The sequence below is a fragment of the Streptosporangium sp. CA-135522 genome, from assembly GCF_050949235.1.
In the GTDB taxonomy this organism is placed as follows: Bacteria; Actinomycetota; Actinomycetes; order Streptosporangiales; family Streptosporangiaceae; genus Streptosporangium.
This window is the reverse complement of the sequence record NZ_CP192026.1, coordinates 8,808,976-8,824,942: the sequence shown is the minus strand read 5'-3', so window position 1 is coordinate 8,824,942 and position 15,967 is coordinate 8,808,976. Positions and strand designations below refer to the sequence as shown.

Genomic DNA, 15,967 nt, shown 5'->3' with positions numbered 1-15,967 from the left:
ACGGTGGTCTTGGGGACAGAGGCGTCTCGGTCGCCCGCCGTCATGGGCGACGGCCGAGGCCGATCATCCGGGCCGGGAGTCAGTCGCGGGGGCCGCCGTCCTTGGCCTTGTCGAAGCCAATCATGATCATTTCAGTGGCGTCCGTTTTGCCGGGGACGCGGCCGGTGCTGTCCGGGAAGTTGTTGTCCTGCATGATGAGGATCCGGTTTCCCGGCAGGGGGAGCAGTGCCTCCACCGACTGCAGGGGGAATTTGAAGGGGTTGCCGAGGCCGTAGCCTCCGGCCGGGTCGTGCGAGCCGATGAGGGCGGGGTTGCGCAGGTTCAGCAGGTCGGCGACCTCGGTCTTGACGAGGAAACCGTCGGCGTCGACGTGGCGGCGGTCGATGAGGTAGACGCGCTTGAAGGTGGCGGCCGGGCCCTCGTCGTCCTCCCGCTCGATCAGGACGGCCCGGTTGGCGTCGAGAGACTGCATGTCGGCGATGCGGTAGTCCTCGCCGTCCGTCCGGTACTGCCAGGTGCGGCCGGTGTAGCGGTTCGCGCGGGTGTCGAACTCGTGGATGTGGCGCCGGAGCCGGTTGTCGTAGCCCGGCAGGGCTCCTTCCACGGCGGGGTAGAGGTAGCGCCCGTCGGGGGAGGAGGCGAGGGCCTCGTAGCCGCGGCTGCCCTGCACGGTCGGCGTCTCGCCGTCTGCCAGGTAGGGGCTCGACGGGGTTTTGAGCGTGGGGTGGGCGACCGGTGCCTGCAGCAGCTTGCCGGTGCGGTCGAAGTGCAGGAGGAACGGGCCGAACTCATCGCCGATCCACATCGACCCGTCGGGCACCCGGGTCACCGCTTCGACGTCGAAGTCGCCGCCGGTGAGCAGCCGGTCCGCGGTGTTCTCGTTGACGATCGGGAAGGGGATCTTGTGATCCGGGTCCCGCAGCGAGAGGAAACGGCCCACGTCGATGGTTCCGGCGCCGCCGCGTGCCGTCTCCCAGCGCGGAGTGAAGTGATACAGCCGCAGCAGGAAGTCGACCGAGTTGCCCTTCGTGCCGAACCCGTTGTCCGGCATGGCCCAATAGGAGCCGTTGTCGGCGGGAAGCATGGAGGAGATGCCTTCCACCACCTGGCCGGGGTAGGGCGGGGTCATGCCGTTGTTGGGATCGCTGAAGGCCCCGGAGGCGGGGCCGGGGGCCAGCGTGTAGGCGGGGAGCGTGGCGCGCGCCAGCAGGGTCGCGTCGGCGGGATCGCCGGAGGGGGAATGGGTCTGGGCCTGGGCGAGCGCGGGCGCGCTGACCAGCACGATCGCCGCGGCGGCCAAGAGAGCGAGCGGACGATATCGCATATTTCCCCCAAAGGGTTGAATCAGCATTAATGCGGTGTATGTCGGCTGGATCAAATCGGTCGATCATTAACTTCCGTTGCGGATCAGATGGCGGCCAGCCGTAGCGTCGGCGAAATGCGGTGGTGTCCGGTGCGAGAACCCGGCCTCGCCCGCCGTCATCCGGGCACGGCTCGACGCGTGTGTTCGGAGGGTGTTCACCCGTGCACCCTCGGCGGTTCAGGAACGCCGCCTCCGGAGTCCCTAGGGTCACATCGGCCTCAAAAACGGCCATGAAATACGAAAACCGGAGGAAGTTCGTGCAGTCTCCTGCTCTGCGCACCACTGTTGTCGGTGCGGCGGCCGTCATCGCCTCGCTGGCCGCATCGGGGGTCGCCGTCGCCGCCCCCCGGCCGCCCGTCTCGACCGGCCCTACGACAACGGTGGCTCCGTACGTCCTGCCGGTCGCCGAGAACGTCGGCGTCACCTCTCTCTTCACCGTCGGAGACAAGCCCGCCGGCGACGGCGGCCGGATGGTGGGCGTCCCCGACGGTCTGGGCGCCTACGCCAGCGGCCGGGACCTCACCCTGTATATGAACCACGAGCTGGGCGGGACCTCGGGGATCGTGCGCGCGCACGGCCAGAAGGGTTCCTTCGTCGCGAAGCTGGAGATCGACGCTCGGACCGGACAGGTCAAGAGCGCATCCGACCTGATCACCTCCACGCGCTACTGGGACTACTCTCAGCGGACCTGGGCGGACGCCCCCGTGGCACCGCAGGGAGCGGCCACCGGCACGCACCTCCCGCCCTTCGCCAGGTTCTGCTCCGGCTACCTCGCTCCGGCCGGCCTGTTCGACAACACGTCGACCGGTAACGGCTACGACGGTCGTATCTACTTCGCCAACGAGGAGAACGGCGACGAGGGCCGTGTCTTCGGCGTCACCGACGACGGTGTCGCCACCCAGCTTCCGCGCCTGGGCCTGCACTCCTGGGAGAACACTCTCGCCGCGGCCAACAAGAGTGACACGACCCTCGTCGTCGGGACGGAGGACGACGGTTCCGGCCAGCTGTGGATCTACGCCGGGCGCAAGCAGTCCACGGGCTCTCCGGTCGAGAAGGCCGGCCTGACCGGCGGCACGTTGAACGTGCTCGACATCGCCGGCCACGCCGCCGCCACCGACACGCAGTTCCGCGCCGCGTACGGCAAGGGCGAGCCGGTCGAGGTCGGGTTCAACCAGATCGACTCGACCGTGAACGGCAAGCAGCAGAACGCCGAGGCGGCGAAGTCAGGCCTCAGTCTCACCCGGATCGAGGACGGCGCCTTCGACCCGAACCACCCGAACGACTTCTACTTCACGACCACCTCGGGCGGGAACACCACCCCGAACCCCGCCGAGCCCGGCGTCTCCCGGGACGGCGGCGGCCTGTGGCGGCTGCGGTTCGCCGACATCGAGCACCCCGAGCAGGGCGGCACCCTCACCCTGCTGCTCGACGGTGGCGAGTCGCCGTACCTGAACATGCCCGACAACATCACGATCGACCGGCAGGGCAACCTCCTCATCCAGGAGGACCCCGGTAACAGCGCGCACGTCGCGCGGATCCTGGCCTACCGCATCGCCGACGGCGCGCGTGGCGTGGTCGCGCAGTTCGACCCCGAGCAGTTCGCCCCGACCGCCGACCCCGCCTCCTTCCTGACCCAGGACGAGGAGTCCAGCGGCATCATCCCCGACCCGCGGGTGCCACACTCCTTCCTGTTCGGCGCCCAGGTCCACACCAAGAAGGGCCTGCCCACCGGAACCGGTCGGGGAACGGTGGAGGAGTACGGCGAGCGCGGTCAGCTGCTGCAGCTGAACGTGGGATCGTGGGGCCAGGTCTACACCGACAAGGGCTGACACCCGCATAGCTCTCCCGGCGCCGCCCGTCCCGTACGGCCCGCGCGAGGGGAGACGGGCCCCTCCCGGACAGACCTTGAGCTTGTTCAGGGCGTTCGGGAGGGGCCGCGCCTTTTCCGCCACCGCATTGTCAGCCGTCGTAGCGGTCCTCGAAGGCGGCGAACGCGGCCTCCTGCTTCCACTCGGCGCGGGCCTTCGCGCTTGCCCTCAGGAGCGCGCGGCAGGCCGGGGCGGGGGCGGTGCCGCCGAGCCGCGAGTCCGCGCACTCCGGCGCCGGCGTGTGGTCGTCGGGTGCCCGCCAGAGGCTGCGGCCCTGCAGGAAGCCGTGGTCGAGCGCGGTCCGGGCCAGGGTCCTCAGCTCGGTGTAGCGCAGCCGGTAATCCCTGATCGCCCGGATGTACTCGTCGGTCATGTCGGTGTGTTCGATGCCCGCGTCGTCGGTGACGAGGGCGACGGGCACGCCTGCCCTGCGGTATGCCATGAACGGGTGGCGGTCGCCGCACACCTGGAGAATCTGGCAGTTGCTGGTGAGGGCGATCTCGACGAGGACGTGTTCGCGGGCCATTTCGGCCAGCAGGCCGTCCGCGTCGTCCTCGCCGCCGATGTCGGCGCCGTGCCCGATGCGTTCGGCGTGACCGGTCTCCACGGCGTCACGGATGTGGAAGCGCAGATCCGCGGCCGGGGCCAGACCGGGAACGAGTTCACCGGCGTGCAGGGTGATGTGCGCCTCGGAGTAGAGGCCGCGCAGGTGGTCGAGCATGCGCATGTGCGCCCGGTAGTCGCGCAGCGCGACCGGGTCGTCCTCCGGGGCGACGAGGTTGACGCCGACGTAGCGCCTGTCGGCCTCGGCCAGCTCGAACCCCAGAAGCATCTGGGCGAAGACGACTTCCGGTGCGGCGGTGCGGGTGACCTGGAGGAGGAAACGCAGCGGCAGCCCGCATCCGGGGTCGGCGTTCGTACGGCCGCAGCGGAGGACGGCGCGCATCTGGGCGATGTCCGCGTCGGCGTCCGCTCGCGCGGCCTTGACGATCCCGGCCATCGCGCCGTCGGCGAGCAGCCGCTCGCGCAGGCGCGCCAGGTCGGTGTCGGGTCCGACCCTCCTGGCGAGCTCCTGGACGGCTCCGGACCGGCGGGACAGCATGACCTCCAGGGCGAACTCGTGCTGGGCGGCGGCCTGGGAGGCGAACGCGGCCAGCATCTCTCCCTTGTGGGAGGTCGCGGCCCCGAACTTGCCGAACGTCGCGAAGAAGTGGTCATGGCCCGATTCGCTGCCCGGGGTGAAACCCCGCATCGACCACGCTCGCACGATCTCGTCGGCGAAGTGCGTGTCGGTGACCGCGTCGCGAGCCGGTCGCTGACCGGCACCGCACGGAGGCGCCGACGCGGTGAAGGACGTGGTGTCGACGCACAGGCCGTCGCGTTCGGCGGACCGGAGCAGGAAGTCGGTGGACACGGCACCCGACAGGTGCGTGTGAAGGTCGACGCCCTTGGGCAGGCCGGACACGAACTCCCGGAGACGGCCCGGTTCCTGGCGGATCCCGTCGAGGTACGCCTCGACCCGCGAGGCCGAATCCGGCGCGGCACCGTCGGTGGTGACCTCCGCGCCCGCCCATGTCGCCCCTCCGGCGACCACGACCGCCATTCCGACCGCGATGAAACTCCTGCTCAATATCATGATCATGATCGCCAGCCAATCATGATCTTCATCGTCGATCACGCAGCGTGACGGATGTGTCTTCGCTTGTCGTCGGCGGCGGGGCATCCGTAGGGCGATCGTCGGCTACGCCACCTTCACCGCCACCGACCAGGGACCGGCCCCCCGCGACCGCGGCGCGCCCGTGCTTCACCTACCCGGCGGGCTCACCGGCCTGGCACGTCCCCGCCGGCGGTGGCCGCCCGCAGGACCGCCGCCGCCAGGCGGTGGTTCTCCGGGGCCCCGCCTCCGCCGCCGAAGGAGAAGCGGCGGCGGGTGTAGCCGTAGGCGACACCGCTGCGCGGATCGGCGAACGACTGGGCGCCGACCGCGCCGCTGTGCCCGAAGGCGTCGGCGCCGAGGAACGGATAGCGCACGCCCTGGGCCTCGAAGCCGAGCAGGAAGTGGTCGCGTTCGCCGGTGATCAGGTCGACACCCGGCGAGTGGGGCGTGGTGAACTCGGCGAGGGTGCCGGGGCCGAGCAGCGGGGGCCTGCCGTCCACCTCGCTGATGGCCGCCGCGTACATCGCCGCCAGCCCGCGCGCGTTCCCCACACTGCCCGACGAGGCCGGGCCGAGGGCACGAACCGCGCGGGTGTTGGCGAACTCCGTCAGGTCGGTGGGCTGGGTGGCGTTGAGGTTGAAGGCGATCGCGGTCAGGCTGCCCGGGGCCGGGGCGTGCGCCTCGGCCACGGCGCGCTGCTCGGGCGGCAGCGGCTGGACGTCCACGTAGCGCGGTTCGAGCGCTTCGGGCAGTCCAAGATGGAAGTCCAGGCCGTACGGGGCCCTGACACGCTCCTCATAGAGCTCCTGGATCGACCGTCCGGTGACCCGACGGGCCACCTCGCCGGTGAGAGCGCCGATCACGAACGCGTGGTAGCCGTAGGCGGTGCCCGGCCGCCAGTACGGCCGCTGGCCCGCCAGCCGCCGGGCGATCAGGCGGTCGTCGGCCAGCTCCCGGGTGCTGAACCCACCGTCCACCCCGATCACTCCGGAGCGGTGCGCCAGCAACTCCCGCAGGGTGAGCTCGCCCTTGCCCTCGGCGGCGAACTCGGGCCAGTAGTGGGCGACCGGACGGTCCAGGTCGAGGACGCCGTCCTGCACCAGCAGCGCGACGACCAGATGGGCCGCGCCCTTGCCGGAGGAGTAGAGGCCGTGCAGCGAATCGCCCGCGATCCCGTCTCCGGCCCACAGGTCGACCACCCGCCTACCGTGCAGGTACGCCGCGAGCTGGGCGCCCGGCTCGCTCTCCTGGGCGACCACCGCGGCGAACTCCTCCCGCACGCTCTCGAAGCCCGGGGCGACGGTCCCGCGCACAGCGATCTCGTTCGACATCTTCACTTCCTGACGGTCATTGATGGATGGTGCCGGTGACGTTGGAAAGGACGATATGGCCATCCCTCGATATAGTCAAGATAAGTGACTATCAAGTTAGGTGACCAGATGAGATCGGACATGAACTTCTGGAAGGTCGCCGACCTATGGCGCACCCTGATGACCGACACGCTCGGCCACCGGAAGTACGCCGCCGCCGGGTGCGACATCGGCGCCCTGGTCACCGGCCGGCTCGGGCACAAGTACGCCGAAGAACTCCACGCGATCCACATCGGCTCCGGGCCAGAAGCTCACCCTCTTCAACGGTGACCGGGCCTGGGGCCTCAGCGGTGGTCGGCCCATCCCCGACGGCTGGGTCGCCGACCTGAGCCGCACCTTCCGCGGCCGACGCTGAGGCGGCTACCGCTCGACCTGGAAGATCGACGAGGCCAAGAAGGGCGAGTTCGACTTCTAGCCCTTACTCCGGCACTACGGAAGCACGAGAAGGCCCTTGGGCATCGCCAAGGGCCTTCTCGTCCTGCGAGCTAAGCCACCGTGTATTCGACATCGCCGAAGTCCGCCACCACGCGGAGCCGCCCGCCTAGGGCCTCGACATATGAACGCAAGGTCGCCACCTCGACGCGGTCGACCTCTCCGTGCTCGATCGCTGAGACCCTTGGGCCGGAGACTCCCATCGTGGAGGCGACATCACGCTGCGTCAGGTCCTGCTCTCGCCTGATCTCTGCCAGCTTGTGAGCCCTCGCCTCTGCGGCCAGTCGTTCCAGCGCGGCGGACTTCTCGGTTTCTGACCGCACCGACAGTCCTGAAGCCCGGCGCCTCTCGCGCGCCCGCTGCTTCACCTCGTCCCAGTTCGCCGCGCTCATTCGTACTCCCTACTGGCCATCTCCGCCACATGCTCGGCATACCGCTTTTCTGCCAGCGGTATGTTCATGTCATACCAATGGTTCCAGTTGCCTGCCTTGTCCCCTGCGACCAGCAGCACTGCCCGGCGAACCGGGTCGAACGAGAACAGGATGCGGATCTCACTCCCTCCTGTCGAACCAGGCCGCAATTCCTTCAGGTGATGATTGTCAGCCCCTTTGATGCGGTCCACCAGTGGTCGGCCCAGGGTCGGTCCGGCCTCTGCCGGCATGTCTATGGCATCTTCGACCTGCTCGGCACTGTCCCAGTCGTATAGGCACAACTGGTCGTACCAGTCGGCGACCTCGGTAACCAGGACGACCTCCCATCCAGCTCCATCCATAGCTTAACCCTGGCGTTAAATCGGCAGCAAGGAGGTGCTTTTCTGGTCAGAGGAGCAAGTCGTCTGCTCTGCTCCTGCCGGTTCGTCCTCCTAATGACTGTCTGCGGGCGCGGGCTGTCTTCGAAGGACGCCAGACGGTGAGGTTGTCATCGCTGAGGTGCAGACGGTTGCAAGGGGGCCTGAGCCTGCTCGCGGTGGTTCCAGCACGCCGAGGACGCCGTCCTGATCGGTGCGGCCCAAGACGAGGTCGATTCTTCTCGGGTGTGATCCGCCGTGATCGTGGCGGCTCGCCTACCGCCCGGTCTGGAAGGCGGCCAGCGGGATGGGGAGCCAGGAGGGGCGGTTGCGGGCCTCGTAGCCGACCTCGTAGACGGCCTTCACCAGCTCCAGGGCGCGCAGCAGGACGGCGTCCTCGGCGTGCAGGCGGCCGCCTCCGGCGGAGTAGCCGGCCAGGAAGGACGAGCGGTTGAGCTCGGCCCACTCGACCGCGCGGGGGTGCAGCGCCTCGGCGTCGGGGTGATCGGCCAGCAGGTGGCGGGCGGCGTAGTCGAACGAGCGGAGCATGCCGGCCACGTCCCGCAGCGGGGAGGACAGGGCGCGGCGCTCGTCGAGGGGCTGGCCGGGCTCGCCCTCGAAGTCGAGGACGACCCAGTCGGTGGTCGTGCGCATCACCTGGCCGAGATGGTAGTCGCCGTGGACACGCTGGACGGGAATCTCGGAGACCACGTCGGCGACCCGCTGGTAGGCCTCCTCGGCCACCCGGGCGTACTCGCCGAGCTCGGGCACTTCGGCGATCGTGCCGGCCAGGCGGCGGCGGTGGTCCTCCACCATCTGCTTGACATCCTGCGCCTCCATCACGTCGGTGGGGAACGCGGTGGCCAGCTCATGGTGGATCTCGGCGGTGGCCACGCCGAGCCGGTAGGCCTCGGAGCTGAAGTCGCCGCCCGCGTCGCAGGCCGAGGGGTCGAGACAGGCGTACAGGTCGCGGACGCTGGCCAGGGCCAAGGCCCAGCCGTCGTTGGCGGTCGCGAGGAACTCCTGGGTCATCGCCAGCGTGGTGGGCTCGCCGTCGAGGTCGGCTTCGATCCAGCCGTACGGCTGCGCGATGTGCTGGGCGCCGTGCCGGGCCAGGGCGGTGACGATCTCCAACTCGGGGTTGACGCCGGGGATCAGACGGCGAAACAGCTTGCAGATGTAGGTCTCGCCGTACACCAGGGAGGTGTTGGACTGCTCCGCGCCGAGCACCAGGCTCCGCCGGGAGGTGTCGATCTCCACCCCCTCCAGGTGGCGGAAGCGCAGCGGGCCGAGGTCGCGGCCCTCGGCCATCCCGGTGAGCAGGGTGCCGGTGAGATCGGGGTCGTAGGCGGCGTCGTAGTGACCGGGACCGATCCGGGCGTGGCTGTAGCGCCCGGACGCCTCTCCCTCCGTGCCGAGCAGGAGCTGGTAGCGGTCGTGTGCCTCGCCCTGACGCACCGAGATGATCAGATGGCGCAGGCCGGCGGCGAGCTCGACGTCGGAGTCGACGACGAGTTCGTCTATCGGCCGCCCCTTACCGGCGAACCATCGCTGATGGGTGATCCAACCGGTAAGGAGCTCCGTCAACACGGCTTTACGCCTCCTGGGATACGGGTGGCAGGGTGAACCAATAGAACCCATGCCCAGGAAGCGTCAAAAGATACGGAAGTTCGCCAATCGGTGGGAACGGAACTCCGCCCATGGTCTCCACGGGCACCGATCCCTCGAACCGGCGCAGGTCGAGCTCCACGGGCTGCGGGAAGCGCGAGAGGTTGTTGACGCACAGGATGCGGTCGTCGCCCAGCTCGCGCACGTAGGCCAGGACGCTCGGGTTGGAGGAGTTCAGCTCGGTGAAAGCCCCCAGGCCGAAGACCGGATGACGCTTACGGATGTCGATCATGCGCTTGGTCCAGTGCAGCAGCGAGCCGGAGCTCTTCTGCTGTGCCTCGACGTTGATCGCCTGATAGCCGTAGATCGGGTCCATGATGACCGGCAGATACAGCCTGGCCGGGTCACAGTCGGAGAAGCCGGCGTTGCGGTCCGGGCTCCACTGCATCGGGGTGCGGACGCCGTCGCGGTCGCCCAGCCAGATGTTGTCGCCCATCCCGATCTCGTCGCCGTAGTAGAGCACGGGAGAGCCGGGCAGGGACAGCAGCAGCGCGGTGAACAGCTCGATCTGGTTGCGGTCGTTCTCCAGCAGCGGGGCCAGCCGCCGCCGGATGCCGACGTTGGCCCGCATCCGGGGGTCCTTGGCGTACTCCGAGTACATGTAGTCGCGCTCGTCGTCGGTCACCATCTCAAGCGTGAGCTCGTCGTGGTTGCGCAGGAAGATGCCCCACTGGCAGTTCTCGGGGATCTTCGGCGTCTGGGCCATGATCTCCGAGATCGGGTAGCGGGACTCCCGCCTGACGGCCATGAAGATGCGCGGCATCAGCGGGAAGTGGAACGCCATGTGGCACTCGTCGCCGCCGGTCGCCGGATCGCCGAAATACTCCACCACGTCCGCCGGCCACTGGTTGGCCTCGGCCAGCAGCACCCGGTCGGGGTAGAGACGGTCCACCTCGGCCCTGACCCGCTTCAGGTATTCGTGGGTCCTCGGCAGGTTCTCGCAGTTGGTGCCGTCCTGCTCGAACAGGTAGGGGATGGCGTCCATCCGGAACCCGTCGATGCCCAGGTCCAGCCAGAAGCGCAGCACCTCCAGCATCGCGTCCTGGACGTCCGGGTTCTCGTAGTTGAGGTCCGGCTGGTGGGAGAAGAACCTGTGCCAGTAGTACTGGCCGCGCACCGGGTCGTGGGACCAGTTGGACGTCTCGGTGTCGATGAAGATGACCCGGGCGTCCTTGTAGAGCTCGTCGGAGTCGCTCCACACGTAGAAGTCGCCGAACGGGCCTTCGGGGTCGTGCCGGGACGCCTGGAACCAGGGGTGCTGGTCGCTGGTGTGGTTCATCACCAGGTCGGCGATGACCCGCATACCGCGCTTGTGCGCTTCGTCCACCAATTTCACGAAATCGCCGAGATCTCCGAACTCGGGAAGAATCTTCATGAAATCTGCGATGTCGTAACCGCCGTCGCGGAGCGGCGATTCGTACAGGGGCAGCAACCAGAGGCAGTCCACGCCGAGCCACTGGAGATAGTCCAGCTTGTCGATGAGGCCGCGGATGTCTCCGGTGCCGTCTCCGTTCGAATCGGCGAACCCCCGGATGAGCACCTCGTAGAAGACGGCGCGCTTGAACCAGTAAGGATCGCGCGGCTTCTCCTCGTCAAAGGTGTTCGGAATGGGCTCAGGTAGCTGACTCACCAGTGGACTCCCCGCTTTTGTGCCGGTATCGCGTACCCGGCCGGCTCACCGCTGGTTCGCCGTCGCGGAACGCAAAGTGAAGATGTGTGCTGGGTGGATATGGGGGTCGAGGCGCACGTAGTTGTTCTGCCGCCAGCGATACGACTCGCCTGACAGCTCGTCGTCGACGAGGAACTCGGCATGCCAGTCGAGACCGAGGGCCGGCATGTCCAGCGACACCGTGGCCTCATGGGTGTTGTGTGGATCGAGATTCACGACCGTCAGCACCACGTCGCCCAGGCCGTGCCGTCGTGTGGCCGTGTCGTAGGCGCCGGGCAGCCGCTTGGAAAAGCAGACCACGTCCGGATGGTCGACGCTATGGAACCGTAGGTTACGCAGTTCCTGGAGCGCCGGGTGTGCTCTTCGCAACAAATTAAGTTGCGTGATGAAGGGAGCCAGGCTACGGCCTTCTCGCTCGGCCTCCACCCAATCGCGAGGTCTGTACTGATATTTCTCGCTATCTAGGTATTCTTCACTACCGGGGCGAACCGGGACATTCTCCGCAAGTTCATATCCGGCATAAACGCCCCACGTCGGCATCGCCATCGCCGCGAGGACCGCTCTGATGCGGAATGCCGGGACTCCCCCGTGCTGGAGGTATTCGTGGAGAATGTCCGGAGTATTGACGAACACGTTCGGCCGGAGGAAATGGGACGTCTCGTGAGAGAGCTCGTTGAAATAGTCCTCGACCTCCTGCCGGGAGTTCTTCCACGTGAAGTAGGTGTAGGACTGGTGGTAGCCGACCTTGGCCAGCCCCTGCATCATCGCCGGGCGGGTGAACGCCTCCGCCAGGAACAGCACGTCCGGGTCGGTGGAGTTGATGTCGGCCAGCAGCCGCTCCCAGAACGCCACCGGCTTGGTGTGCGGGTTGTCCACCCGGAAGATCCGCACGCCGTGGTCCATCCACAGCCGCACCACCCGCTTGACCTCGGCGTAGATGCCCTCCGGGTCCTTGTCGAAGTTCAGTGGATAGATGTCCTGATACTTCTTCGGCGGATTCTCCGCGTAGGCGATCGAGCCGTCGGCGCGGATGTTGAACCACTCCGGGTGCTCCTTGACCCACGGGTGGTCGGGAGCGCACTGCAGGGCCAGGTCGAGGGCGACCTCCATACCGAGGTCGCGGGTCTTGGCCACGAAGGCGTCGAAGTCCTCGAAGGTGCCGAGGTCGGGGTGGATGGCGTCGTGCCCGCCGTCCTCGGAGCCGATCGCCCAGGGGGAGCCCGGGTCGTACGGCTCGGGCGTCAGCGTGTTGTTGCGGCCCTTGCGGAAGCTGTGCCCGATCGGGTGGATCGGAGGCAGGTAGACGACGTCGAAGCCCATCTTGGCGACGGCGGGCAGTCGCTTCGCTGCGGTCACGAAATTTCCGGACTTAGGGGCGGTGTCTCGTTCGACGATCGCCCCCTCGGACCGCGGGAAGAACTCGTACCACGATCCGAACAGCGCCCTGCGCCGATCGACCCTGATCATGCGCCGGGGCGACTTGGTGACCAGATCCCGCAGCGGGTGCGCGCGCAGCAGCTCCGCCGTCTCCGGAAGCTGGGCCACCGCGAACCGCGCGCGCGGGTCGAGCTGCTGGTCGCGCAGCTTGGCCGCCACCGCCAGGAACGCGGCCCGGTGGCCGCAGACGTGGGCGTCCGCGGTCGCCTCCCGCGCCTCCGTCGCGGCGCTCGCGCCCTTCGCGCCGGCCGTCCGGGCCGCCTTGCCGGCCTTGCCGCCCGGCGCCTTCGCGGCCACCGGCACGCGGGGCCCGGCCCCGCAGTCGGCGGGCCGTACGGCTCTGGCGGCGCGTTCGAAGAGGCGGGCGCCCTCCTCGCACATGAGCTCGGCGTCCAGGTCGCGCGGGATCTTGATGCCCGCGTCGTGGAGCCAGGTGGCCATGGGGTCGCTCCACGCCTCGACCCGGAAGTGCCAGTCGCCCTCGGTGGGCAGCGTCACCTCGACGCCCCAGCGGTCGGTGCCCGGAGCCAGTTCTCGCATGCGCAGCAGCGGTCCGCGCGCGCCGTCCGGGCCGATCAGCACGGCTCCGGCGGCCACCGCGTCGTGTCCCTCCCGGAACACGGTGGCGGCGATCTCGAAGGTCTCGCCCGCAGCGGCCTTGGCGGGGCGGCGCCCGCAGTCGACCGTCGGGTGGATGTCCTGGATTGGGATTCGTCCGATCATCGCGTCTCAAGGTAGCGGCGGCACGCCCGGTACCGCCGGAAAAAAGTCGGCAAAAAAGATCTTCGCTTTTTCAAAAGGCCCCGCGACCAGCATCGGGGCAGGACGAGGCCCTGCCCCCTCGTGGACGGCCACGTCCGAGGGGGCAGAGCTTGCGGCCCATAGATGCGTTGCCCCAATAGTCCATCTTCATGCCTGTCGGCGGAAGAGTGCGGGATCTCTTACCCGACGGCGAGTTGCACGAAGTAGCGATCAAGCCGGTTACCTCGTGGCAAGTTGCGTGAAGTAGCGATCAACCCGTCTTTGATGTGTTTGGGGGCGATTGATAGCGGTGAGGGGGAGACGCGTGAGTGTTTAGGTCGCCCTCGTGGCGCTGAGTAACTAGGGTCTGGCACCGTGAGAGCAATCCGCAGGTTCACCGTCCGCACCGTCCTTCCTCCGGAGCTGGCCTCCCTCGGCGAGCTTGTGCACAATCTGCGCTGGTCGTGGCATCCCGAGACGCTCGACCTCTTCGCCGAGGTCGATCCGGTCGTCTGGGAGCGGGTCGGCCACGATCCCGTCGCCCTGCTGGGCGCCGTCGACGCGGGCCGCCTCCGTGAGCTGGCCGCCGACCGCCGGTTCCTCCGGCGGGTCGCCGACGCCGCAGACGACCTCCGCGAGTACATGACCGCGCCGAGGTGGTACCAGACCATCCCCGACGCCCCCCGGGCCATCGCCTACTTCTCGCCCGAGTACGGCATCGCCGCCGCCCTGCCGCAGTACTCCGGCGGCCTGGGCATCCTGGCCGGCGACCACCTCAAGACCGCCAGCGACCTCGGCGTGCCGATCCTGGCCGTCGGCCTGCTGTACCGGCACGGCTACTTCACCCAGTCACTCTCGCCCGAGGGCTGGCAGCTGGAGCACTACCCCTCCCTCGACCCCGGCGGCCTGCCGTTGACCCTCCTCAAGGAGGAGGACGGCACTCCGGTGCGCATCGGCATCGGCCTGCCCGAGCAGCGCACGCTGCACGCACAGGTCTGGGTGGCCCAGGTGGGCCGGGTCCCGCTGCTGCTGCTCGACTCCGACGTGGCCGAGAACGACACCGCCGCCCGTGACGTCACCGACCGCCTGTACGGCGGCGGCACCGATCACCGGCTGATGCAGGAGCTGCTCCTGGGCGTCGGCGGCGTCCGCGCCATCCGCGCCTACTCCCGGGTCAGCGGCCACCCCGAGCCCGAGGTGTTCCACACCAACGAGGGGCACGCGGGCTTCCTGGGCCTGGAGCGCATCCGCGAGCTCACCGAGAGCAGGCTCTCCTTCGACGAGGCTCTGGAGGCGGTCCGCGCCGGGACGGTCTTCACCACCCACACCCCCGTCCCCGCCGGGATCGACCGCTTCCCGGCCGAGATGATCGCCCGCCAGTTCGGCGACGACAACGCGTGGCCCACGGTCCCGGTGGACCGCATCCTGGCGCTCGGCGCCGAGGAGGAGCCGGGCAAGTTCAACATGGCCGTCATGGGCATGCGGCTGGCCCAGCGGGTCAACGGCGTCTCGGAGCTGCACGGCGCGGTCAGCCGGGGGATGTTCCAGAGCCTGTGGCCGGGCTTCGACGTCGAAGAGGTCCCGATCGGCTCGATCACCAACGGCGTGCACGCGCCCACCTGGGTCGGCCGCGAGATCATGGAGCTGGCGGGCAGGGAGCTGCCCACGCTGGTCGAGCGCGCCCAGGGCTGGGAGGGCGTCAACAAGATCTCCGACGCCGACATCTGGGAGATCCGAGGGCGGTTGCGCGGGCGGCTGGTCGACGCGGCACGCGTGCGGCTGCGTCGGTCCTGGCTCGACCGGGGCGCCTCACGGGCCGAGCTCGGCTGGATCGACGACGCCCTCGACCCCGACGTGCTGACCATAGGTTTCGCCCGCCGGGTCCCCTCCTACAAGCGGCTCACCCTCATGCTGAGCGATCCCGACCGGCTCCGCGAGCTGCTGCTCGACCCCGACAAGCCGGTCCAGATCGTGATCGCCGGCAAGGCCCACCCGGCCGACGAGGGCGGCAAGAAGCTCATCCAGCAGATCGTGAAGTTCGCCGACCGGGAGGACGTGCGGCACCGCATCGTCTTCCTGCCCGACTACGACATGGCCCTGGGCCAGCTGCTCGTCCAGGGCTGCGACGTGTGGATGAACAACCCGCTGCGCCCGCTGGAGGCCTGCGGCACCTCCGGGATGAAGGCCGCGCTGAACGGCGGGCTCAACCTGTCGATCCGCGACGGCTGGTGGGACGAGTGGTACGACGGCACCAACGGCTGGGCCATCCCCACGGCCGACGGCGTCGCCGACCCCGACCGTCGTGACGAGCTGGAGGCGAGCGCCCTCTACGACCTGATCGACCACGAGGTGGCCGACCGGTTCTATGACCGCGCCTCCGACGGCCTGCCGCTGCGCTGGCTGGAGATGGTCCGGCACACCCTGACCTCCCTCGGTCCCAAGGTCCTGGCCGGCCGGATGCTGCGCGACTACGTGGTCGGCCTCTACGCCCCCGCCGCCAGGTCGGGGCGTGCCCTGCTGGCCGACGACCACGAGCCGGCCAAGGGCTTCGCCGCCTGGAAGCTGCGGGTCCGTCAGGCGTGGCCGGGCATCCGGGTCGAGCACGTGGAGGCCTCGAACCTGGGCGACACGCCCGAGGTGGGGGCGGCGCTGGAGCTGCGGGCGGCCATCGCCCTGGGCGAGCTGAAGCCCTCCGACATCCGGGTCCAGGCCGCCTACGGCCTGGTCGGGCTACACGACGAGCTGGTCGGTCCCGCCTACGCGAACCTGACCCTGGAGACGGAAGGCGACGACGGCAAGGCCGTCTTCAGCGGCACCGTCCCGCTGGACCGCACCGGATCCTTCGGCTACACCGTCCGGGTCGTGCCCGACCATCCCCTCATGGCGGCCCCCTCCGAGCTCGGCCTGGTCGCCGTCCCGGAGGAGCCGGCGGGAATGACGAACGGCACCCTGCGCTGACCCGAGGCCGGGCCGGA

General features: G+C 68.9%; 11 protein-coding genes. 3 read left to right on the top strand and 8 right to left on the bottom strand.

What is annotated here, in order from left to right; translation table 11 throughout:
• Positions 1-79: 79 nt before the first annotated feature.
• Positions 80-1,324, bottom strand: coding sequence for an esterase-like activity of phytase family protein (locus ACQPYK_RS41495; RefSeq protein WP_433244362.1), 1,245 nt, complete (start codon positions 1,322-1,324; stop codon positions 80-82).
• Between the two features lie 296 nt (positions 1,325-1,620).
• Here ACQPYK_RS41495 and ACQPYK_RS41490 point away from each other — a divergent pair, with 296 nt between their 5' ends.
• The gene (locus tag ACQPYK_RS41490) at positions 1,621-3,192 is read left to right on the top strand and encodes an alkaline phosphatase PhoX (protein ID WP_433244359.1); all 1,572 of its coding nucleotides are present in this window, start codon (positions 1,621-1,623) and stop codon (positions 3,190-3,192) included.
• Between the two features lie 130 nt (positions 3,193-3,322).
• Here ACQPYK_RS41490 and ACQPYK_RS41485 read toward each other — a convergent pair whose 3' ends face one another.
• Positions 3,323-4,873 carry a hypothetical protein gene (locus tag ACQPYK_RS41485; RefSeq protein WP_433244356.1) on the bottom strand — a complete coding sequence of 517 codons (1,551 nt, stop codon included), beginning with the start codon at positions 4,871-4,873 and terminating at the stop codon, positions 3,323-3,325.
• A 179-nt stretch (positions 4,874-5,052) separates the two neighbouring features.
• Positions 5,053-6,219 carry a serine hydrolase domain-containing protein gene (locus ACQPYK_RS41480; RefSeq protein ID WP_433244353.1) on the bottom strand — a complete coding sequence of 389 codons (1,167 nt, stop codon included), beginning with the start codon at positions 6,217-6,219 and terminating at the stop codon, positions 5,053-5,055.
• Between the two features lie 108 nt (positions 6,220-6,327).
• Between ACQPYK_RS41480 and ACQPYK_RS41475 the strand changes: the two genes are divergently transcribed.
• Positions 6,328-6,528 (top strand): hypothetical protein, encoded by a 201-nt coding sequence (locus ACQPYK_RS41475; RefSeq protein ID WP_433244350.1) that lies wholly within the window; start codon positions 6,328-6,330, stop codon positions 6,526-6,528.
• 215 nt (positions 6,529-6,743) lie between these two features.
• On the opposite strand, the gene ACQPYK_RS41470 is transcribed toward ACQPYK_RS41475, so the two are convergent.
• The 5 genes from ACQPYK_RS41470 to ACQPYK_RS41450 form a co-directional block, all read right to left on the bottom strand.
• On the bottom strand, positions 6,744-7,082 hold the full coding sequence (locus ACQPYK_RS41470) for an XRE family transcriptional regulator (RefSeq protein ID WP_433244347.1): 339 nt from the start codon (positions 7,080-7,082) through the stop codon (positions 6,744-6,746).
• Complete coding sequence (locus ACQPYK_RS41465; RefSeq protein ID WP_433244344.1) at positions 7,079-7,462, bottom strand: type II toxin-antitoxin system RelE/ParE family toxin; 384 nt, start codon at positions 7,460-7,462, stop codon at positions 7,079-7,081. Before ACQPYK_RS41465 ends, ACQPYK_RS41470 begins: the two co-directional genes overlap by 4 nt.
• 291 nt (positions 7,463-7,753) lie before the next feature.
• Positions 7,754-9,067 (bottom strand): maltokinase N-terminal cap-like domain-containing protein, encoded by a 1,314-nt coding sequence (locus ACQPYK_RS41460; protein WP_433244341.1) that lies wholly within the window; start codon positions 9,065-9,067, stop codon positions 7,754-7,756.
• Between the two features lie 4 nt (positions 9,068-9,071).
• Positions 9,072-10,775, bottom strand: a complete 1,704-nt coding sequence (gene treS, locus ACQPYK_RS41455; protein ID WP_433244338.1) for a maltose alpha-D-glucosyltransferase — start codon at positions 10,773-10,775, stop codon at positions 9,072-9,074.
• A 45-nt stretch (positions 10,776-10,820) separates the two neighbouring features.
• Positions 10,821-12,974, bottom strand: a complete 2,154-nt coding sequence (locus ACQPYK_RS41450) for an alpha-1,4-glucan--maltose-1-phosphate maltosyltransferase (RefSeq protein ID WP_433244335.1) — start codon at positions 12,972-12,974, stop codon at positions 10,821-10,823.
• Between the two features lie 393 nt (positions 12,975-13,367).
• On the opposite strand from ACQPYK_RS41450, the gene glgP reads away from it, so the two are divergent.
• On the top strand, positions 13,368-15,950 hold the full coding sequence (gene glgP / locus ACQPYK_RS41445; RefSeq protein WP_433244332.1) for an alpha-glucan family phosphorylase: 2,583 nt from the start codon (positions 13,368-13,370) through the stop codon (positions 15,948-15,950).
• Positions 15,951-15,967: the final 17 nt, after the last annotated feature.